9 protein-coding genes are annotated in these 6933 nt (G+C 38.5%); 7 read left to right on the top strand and 2 right to left on the bottom strand.

The genetic code is table 11. From position 1 onward, the window contains the following. The 4 genes from M901_RS04415 to M901_RS04400 form a co-directional block, all read left to right on the top strand. Positions 1-431: sensor histidine kinase (locus tag M901_RS04415; protein WP_021276979.1), on the top strand; the 431-nt coding region annotated here is incomplete at its 5' end. A 135-nt stretch (positions 432-566) separates the two neighbouring features. After that, complete coding sequence (locus M901_RS04410; protein WP_021276977.1) at positions 567-1460, top strand: hypothetical protein; 894 nt, start codon at positions 567-569, stop codon at positions 1458-1460. 43 nt (positions 1461-1503) lie between these two features. Continuing rightward, on the top strand, positions 1504-1893 hold the full coding sequence (locus M901_RS04405) for an HIT domain-containing protein (protein WP_021276982.1): 390 nt from the start codon (positions 1504-1506) through the stop codon (positions 1891-1893). Then, positions 1883-2605, top strand: a complete 723-nt coding sequence (locus M901_RS04400; RefSeq protein WP_021276981.1) for an ABC transporter substrate-binding protein — start codon at positions 1883-1885, stop codon at positions 2603-2605. The genes M901_RS04405 and M901_RS04400 overlap by 11 nt, the downstream gene beginning before the upstream one ends. A gap of 154 nt (positions 2606-2759) precedes the next feature. Here the strand turns inward: M901_RS04400 and M901_RS04395 are convergent, their stop codons facing one another. Continuing rightward, a complete protein-coding gene (locus M901_RS04395; RefSeq protein ID WP_021276975.1) occupies positions 2760-3233 on the bottom strand; it encodes a peptidylprolyl isomerase in 474 nt (157 codons plus the stop codon). Positions 3234-3568: 335 nt separating this feature from the next. Between M901_RS04395 and M901_RS04390 the strand changes: the two genes are divergently transcribed. Together M901_RS04390 and M901_RS17745 are read left to right on the top strand one after the other, a co-directional pair. Then, complete coding sequence (locus M901_RS04390; protein ID WP_021276976.1) at positions 3569-5752, top strand: UvrD-helicase domain-containing protein; 2184 nt, start codon at positions 3569-3571, stop codon at positions 5750-5752. Between the two features lie 129 nt (positions 5753-5881). Next, positions 5882-6061 (top strand): hypothetical protein, encoded by a 180-nt coding sequence (locus tag M901_RS17745; RefSeq protein WP_198295343.1) that lies wholly within the window; start codon positions 5882-5884, stop codon positions 6059-6061. A gap of 28 nt (positions 6062-6089) precedes the next feature. Here M901_RS17745 and M901_RS04380 read toward each other — a convergent pair whose 3' ends face one another. After that, positions 6090-6566, bottom strand: a complete 477-nt coding sequence (locus M901_RS04380; RefSeq protein ID WP_021276980.1) for a GreA/GreB family elongation factor — start codon at positions 6564-6566, stop codon at positions 6090-6092. A gap of 73 nt (positions 6567-6639) precedes the next feature. Between M901_RS04380 and M901_RS04375 the strand changes: the two genes are divergently transcribed. Continuing rightward, positions 6640-6858 (top strand): heavy-metal-associated domain-containing protein, encoded by a 219-nt coding sequence (locus M901_RS04375; protein ID WP_021276463.1) that lies wholly within the window; start codon positions 6640-6642, stop codon positions 6856-6858. The last annotated feature ends 75 nt before the right edge of the window (positions 6859-6933 follow it).

Below are 6933 nucleotides of genomic sequence, written 5' to 3'. Positions count from 1 at the left end.
TTGATGAAACACTTGATCTCTGTGTTTTTAAACTCAAGAAGAATAGTGTTGAAGTTAAGTTAAAGAGACTAACAAATCTTGAAAGTATATTCTCAAAATCAACTGCGATTTCTCAAATTCTAATCAATCTAATTAATAATAGTATTGATGCGATTGAAAACTTAGAAGACAAGTGGATTAAAATTATTTTAGAGGAAACTGATCGCGATTTACTTATTAGCATTCAAGATTCGGGTAAGGGGATATGTTCTGAAGTTGCTGCTGAAATGATGAATCCTTTTTATACAACTAAGGAAAGAGGAAAGGGGACGGGAGTCGGTCTTTCACTTTGTCGACACTTAGCTGAGAAGCTTGAGGGTGAGCTTTATTATAATGAATATCTTTCTCACACGACATTTACTCTAAGGCTCCCTCTAGTAAATAGGTTGTAAGTATCTAAACTGCTACATATTGCTGGTGTTAAAATTTAATTAAAATGAATCAAATATAGACAAGGAGCTTTAAAGCTCCTTGTTATTTCCGATAGATACCCAAAGCTAAAAATATACATCTTGCATAAAGCAGTTATGATTTATAACTGCCCAAATTCTCCCTGTAATTCTTCCACTAAAAACAAGCTTGTCATCAAAGATGGCCGCTACAAACGAGCCTGTGACTCTCGAAAAATTCAACGCTTCAGATGCAAAGTCTGTGGTAAGAAATTCTCTCGAGCGACTTTCAGTTTTGAAAAGTACCAAAAGAAAAGACGTGTGAATCACCGAATTTATCGCATGCTCTGTGATCGTTCCTCCATGAGAAGTATCTCTCGCGAGCTTAATATCAACTACAAAACAGTCGCAAGAAAAGTTCAGTACCTGGCGGAAAAATCTCGCAGAAGACAGCGAAGTTTTTTGAAAAAATTAGAAAAGTCCCAAGTTCAAAATATGCAATTTGATGATCTGATAACTTTAGAGCATACAAAAATGAAGCCTCTGAGTGTGAGTCTTGCAGTAGATAAGAAACGTCGCTTTGTCCTTGGGGCGGAGGTTTCAAGGATTCCCGCCTTTGGTCATCTCGCCAAGAAATCAAAGAAGAAATACGGATATCGCGAAAATCATCATGAGCGTGGACTCAATCGTTTGATGGGAAAAATATATAGAACGATTGATAGAGATGCTTTGATTGAATCAGATGAGCACAATACATATCCAAAAATCGTCGCAAAATACTTTAGCTCACAAGAGCACAAACGCTACAAGGGAGGGAGATCTTGTGTGGCCGGGCAAGGTGAACTTAAGCGCCAGCACTTTGACCCACTTTTTACTCTGAATCATACATGTGCGATGTTTCGAGCTCACATTAACAGACTAATTCGAAAAAGTTGGTGCTCAACGAAGAGAGTCGACATGCTACAAGCGCATATCGACATCTTTATTTGTTTTTATAATCTGGACTATCTGGGTGGACTTAACCCCACGTAAAGGGATCAGTTTATTTTGTTTAACTTTGAGGTTATAATGACCTATGGAAATTAATGAAAGAATTGTTGCAGATAGTATATTTATAAAGAAGCTAAATCTAAGTGAGCTGAGGCTTATTAAAGACGGTGAGTTAGACTGGTTTGTCCTCATCCCATTACGAGAAAATATGAAGGACTGGTCTGACCTTGAAATGGAAGATCAGTTCGAGCTGACAAGAGAGATCACTCTACTTTCGAATAAGCTCAAAAAACTAAATCCTGACAAAATTAATGTCGCAAGTCTTGGAAATGTTGTACCACAATTACATATTCATGTTCTTGCAAGATACCAAAATGATCGAGCTTGGCCAGGACCTATATGGGGAACGCAAGCATCGAAGAGTTTTGATGATTCACGAGCACGATTTTGGATAGAGGAATTTAATGAGAGCTAAAATCTTCGTCCTCATCCTTCTTTCTCAGTTTTCCCTTGCTCAAAAAATTGAGCTTCTAACAATTGAGTGGGCTCCCTACGTGAGTAAAGAGCTTAAGAATAATGGTTTCTTAGCTCAGATTGTAAAAGAGGCATTTCATGCTGTTGGCCATGAGGTGGTCTTTCATTTCGTACCATGGAGCCGAGCGGTAAAGATGGCTGAGGATGAAAGCTATAATGGGTTTTTTCCCGAGTACTATGATGAAAAGAGATTAACAAAGTTTAGTTTCTCTCATGGCATTTTCTCTGGACCAGCAGGTCTTTACTATAATTCAAATGAGAATGTATCGCCAAAAGGGGACTACCTCAAGCTCATAAATGGAAAGAGAGTCGGACTTGTTAGAGGTTATATCAATACGAAGGGAATTGATGAAGGGCAGGGTTTTGTTAAAGACTATGCTCGAGATGATCTGAATAACCTACGAAAGCTGCAGGCCAAGAGAGTTGATTATATCTTTATTGATGATCTCGTTGCTCAATACTATATTTCTCGTCACCCTAAATTGAAGGGGTTAAAGTTTTTGAGGCCTGCGATTGAAATGAAGGATCTTTATATTTGTTTTAGTAAGAGCCGCTCAGATTCAATTAAACTTAGGCAGGATTTTAATAGGGGATTAAAGCTGATTAAAAAGAGAATTCCCGAGATCTTAAAGCTCCACGGTGTGAAAATATAAACTGCTATACAGAAATGGGGCTGTGAGACGAGTCTAAAGCTTTAAAAACAAGACCTTATTTAAACTTTTTCAGGACAGTTGAAGAAATTGAAGTATTTCTTAAGTGATATTATGGAGATGAGTAGGACTCATCCCCATTTATAGGTATCAGTTTTTAATGGTGATGCCCGCCTTCTCCGTGAGCATGACCGTGGTCAATTTCCTCTTGAGTCGCTTCTCTTTTTTCAGTGATTTCAACATCAAAGAAAAGATCAACACCAGCTAATGGGTGATTACCGTCAAGAGTTACTTTCTCACCTTCAACAGCTAGAACTGTGAATGGAGGCATATGAGGATCTTGGTTTACTCTAAACTGATCACCAACACTAATCTCTGTCCCTTCTGGGAATTGAGCTTTTTCAACAGTGATGATCATATCATCTCTCTTATCACCATAAGCATCGGCAGATTTAACCTCGATATTCTTCTTGTCACCAATATTCATTCCAAGAAGTTCTTGTTCTAGCCCTGGGATAATCATTCCGCTTCCTTCTAGGAAGAGAAGTGGTGTTGAACCAATTGAGCTGTCGATAGTTGTTCCTTCACCATCTTTGAGAGTATAGTGAAATCCGATTACTTTTTGAGTCATATATATTCCTTTGCTTTTTTACGCTTTGTGGCAATACAAGAGCGAAGTCTAGCGGTCATTAAACCTTTTGATAGGGAGTGTGTAAATAGAAAATTAAAAACTGATACCTATAAATGGGGATAAATCTTACTTATCTCCATGATATCACTTAGAATTGACTTAAGTATCTTTAACTGCTCAAAAAAAAGTAACTAAGGTGTTGTTATTGAGGCGTAAACCTCTTTGTTCAACCCCATTTCTGTAGAGCAGTTTAAGTGGTTTATACGCGGGGACCATTGCGTCTTGTCGAGTTTCCCATTATATTGGGCCAAACCTTTTTGGGAGTGTGGAAACTTATGACAGATTCTTTATCAAAAGATTCATTAGATTACCTTAACAATCAAGAGAAGATCTTAAAGGATGCCGTAGAACTTATTAAAGGCATACCTGATCACAATATTCTTGCTCTGATTGAAATTGAAAGGAATATCAAGGCGCTGAAAGAAGAGGCCAAGAATTGTAAAGAAGATGACCTTCCAGGGATTCTTCAACAATTAAATCTTCAGCATCAACTGGCCGAAAGACATTCTAAGAACGACAACCTCCCTGATCCTCAATCTCCTTATTTTGGGCATATGAAGATTGAGCAACATGGAAAGATAAAAGATATCTTTCTAGGGCATGTGGCCCTTACAAATCGAGAGCTAAATTTTAAAATTGTCGATTGGAAGAAAGCACCAATTGCTAGGGTTTTCTACCAATATGCAGAAGGTGATGAGTTTGATTTCGATTTAGATGATAGAACGATTGAGGGAACGATACTTCAGAAATCGATTCAAACTATTCGTGATGGAGAGTTACTACGAATTGATCGCAATGGAGAGTCATTTGTAAAACGGGAAGGACGTTGGACTAGTCTGCATGAGGAAGTCTCTGTTCTAGAAGGTGGCGAAGGAAAGGCCAATCAAGAACTTGCTTTTGGACGCGGAAATACGAATTTTGATTCTCCAGAAGTTATTTCGTTACTTGATAAAATTCAATACGATATTGTTAATAAAGATGTTAGAGAACCTCTTCTCATTACTGGAGGGGCAGGGAGTGGTAAAACAACTGTTGCGCTCTATCGATTAGCAAAGCTTTGTGAAAAAAGGCACCTTAGTCCAAGTGATGCTTTAGTTCTTGTTCCTAATACAGGTTTAATTAAATTATCAGAAACTCTGTTGAGATCAGTTGGGCTAGATAAGGTTCATGTTAAAACAAATGAGCAATTGATTAAGGATATGCTCTTTCAAAATATTAAAGGGCTGCCGCGAAAGATTAACTATGAGGCACCTCTTTCTGTTGTAACGATTAAGAAGCATCAGAAATTTGTTGAATTGATGGATAAGTATCTTGAAATTCAGATTGAAAAAACGAAGACTGAATTAACTAAGATCGATCCGTCTCAAAAGCTCTTAAAGATCTTTGAAGATCATAGAAAACTTCCACTTGTTCAGAGGCTGAGACAAGTTTATCGCTCTGGAAAAGTTGGTGGGATCGAAAGAGTTAAAATATCTAAGCTTGGGAAGCAGATGAAGAACTTCAAAGAAGATCTGCTTGATTTCTACTCTGATCATAAACTTCTCTCTGAGCTTACGCAGATGACAGAAGGAAAGATCACTTCCAGGATGCTAGAAGACTTTAAAATGCATACAGCAAGACAAATCGCTAGCTTTGATGAAGATGATGACTATCAAAATAGAAAGGCTCCTCTTAGAGGACAATTTGATATTGAAGACCTTCCTATTCTTATCCATCTCATTAAGCTAAAAATGGGCTCTCTCTATGCAGATGGTAGGAACTCGAAGCTTTATAAGCATATTTTCTTAGATGAGGCACAGGAACTTTCAGTTGTTGAGCTACAGACTATTTCGAGTGCACTCGATGATAATGGGAACTTTACCGTTGCGGGGGATGCTGTTCAGCAGATTGATCCAAGTATGGCCTTTGATTCTTGGGAGAGTGTACTTAAGAACCTTGGGGTTCCTAACTTTAAGGCCCAAGAGCTTAATGTGTCTTATAGATCCCCACGCGAGATCGTAGAATTTGCCCATAAGGTTCTTGGACCTCTGGCCCCTGAAAAACTACCTGAATCAAAGAGAAAGGGAGGACCTGTTCTTCAAACTCAAATTCAGCATAGGGCCCATGCTTCGATGGTATTGAGTGATGCTCTCGTGGACTTAACAAGAAGAGAGCCAAGAGCAAGTGTGGCGATTATCTGTAATCGTGAAGATAGTGCTAAGCTATTTTTCAATGAGTTAGCTGATATTGGTGGTGTCCGTTTAGTGCTAGACCAAGATTTTAGCTTCCGCCCAGGTATCGATATTACAACTGTCGATCAGATCCGTGGACTTGAATTTGATTATGTGATACTACCGGACGCAGATCGTACGAATTACCCTGAGTCAGCTCGAGCGAGAAAGAGACTTCACCTTGCTGCAACAAGGGCCATTCATCAGTTATGGGTTTTACACCCGGCCGAGAGAACGATTTTATTTTAGGGGGGAAAATGAAGTATTTATTAATTGCACTTATGGCCATTTCGGCAAAGTGCTCAAACAATCTTAGATCAGTGTTACCAAGCATCTTATGCTACTGACTATGTTTATGAAAATATCTTCAATGTAAGAGTGTCAGATAAGAGTGAAGAGCTCTTAGAACTTTTATCTCATTCGAGCCTAGAAGTTCTTTCTGAAAAAGATAACTCATTTGTTATCAAGGCCAGTTTAAAGAATTGGCATCTTTCTGAATCACTACTAGAAGGGATTAATAACCTTCCTGAAGCTAGTGTTTCTTGTCGTTACAAGTAATCATAAAAGGTACGTTTAGGCGTACCTTTTAATATATCTCTAAAATTTCGTATTCTATTTCACCCTTAGGGGTTTCGAGTTCAAAGAAGTCGTCGACTTCCATGCCTATTAATGAATCACCCAGTGGTGATGAGTAAGAAGTGACTTGTAGTTTTTGATTGTTGATCTCAAGGTGGAAGCCACCGCTTGAAGGGGAGATGAAGATTAGGACCTCTTTGTCCTCCGTTGCACATTTTACTAATGACCCAATTGTGACCTTTTGTTCATGACGAGCGACTTGTAGAAGTTCGAGTCTTTCTAAGTCTCCCTCGAGTTCTTTAACTCTTGTGGCCTGTGCACCGGCCAGGTATTGAGCTTCAGTTCGGCGAGTATCGTATTTACCTTCTGGTTTCATATCCGGCTGGTTAATGAGCTCCTTGGCCTCGGCAGCAATTTGCTTGGCCTTTTGAAGGTCCTCAGAATAAATCTCTTTAAGTTTGTTTAAAATCAGTAACTTATCAATCATAAAAAAGATTCTATCACGAAAAGACTTGATCTATAATAAAAAAAGAGATACCCCTAGGGGGTATGGAGGTTTTATGAAGAAAGTAAATTTTAATGTAACAGGTGTGAAATGCGGTGGGTGTGTTTCAAAGATAGAAAATGGTCTTAAAGATGAAGCAGGTGTTTTAAATATTGCTGTTAATATCGAAGATCAAGTTGTCTCTCTTGAACTTGAAGACGAGTCGAAGCCAATGCTCTTTAAAAAACAAATTGAAGAACTAGGCTTTCCTGTCTCTAAAATGTCGAAGGAGTAAAGATGAGCTCATCTCTTACAATAGATAAGAAAGTTGGCGGTATGAGCTGTGCTGGATGTGCGGCAAATATTGAAA

It is taken from the genome of Bacteriovorax sp. DB6_IX (assembly GCF_000447775.1).
GTDB lineage: Bacteria > Bdellovibrionota > Bacteriovoracia > Bacteriovoracales > Bacteriovoracaceae > Halobacteriovorax_A.
Note: the sequence above shows the minus strand (reverse complement) of the source record. Positions and strands in the feature narration are given on the sequence as shown.

What these genes read in the sequence shown, in the direction of transcription:
- M901_RS04410 (WP_021276977.1), top strand. Translation starts at nt 567, where the DNA reads ATGATTTATAACTGCCCAAATTCTCCCTGTAATTCTTCCACTAAAAAC.
- M901_RS04405 (WP_021276982.1), top strand. Translation starts at nt 1,504, where the DNA reads ATGGAAATTAATGAAAGAATTGTTGCAGATAGTATATTTATAAAGAAG.
- M901_RS04400 (WP_021276981.1), top strand. Translation starts at nt 1,883, where the DNA reads ATGAGAGCTAAAATCTTCGTCCTCATCCTTCTTTCTCAGTTTTCCCTT.
- M901_RS04395 (WP_021276975.1), bottom strand. Translation starts at nt 3,233, where the DNA reads ATGACTCAAAAAGTAATCGGATTTCACTATACTCTCAAAGATGGTGAA.
- M901_RS04390 (WP_021276976.1), top strand. Translation starts at nt 3,569, where the DNA reads ATGACAGATTCTTTATCAAAAGATTCATTAGATTACCTTAACAATCAA.
- M901_RS04380 (WP_021276980.1), bottom strand. Translation starts at nt 6,566, where the DNA reads ATGATTGATAAGTTACTGATTTTAAACAAACTTAAAGAGATTTATTCT.
- M901_RS04375 (WP_021276463.1), top strand. Translation starts at nt 6,640, where the DNA reads ATGAAGAAAGTAAATTTTAATGTAACAGGTGTGAAATGCGGTGGGTGT.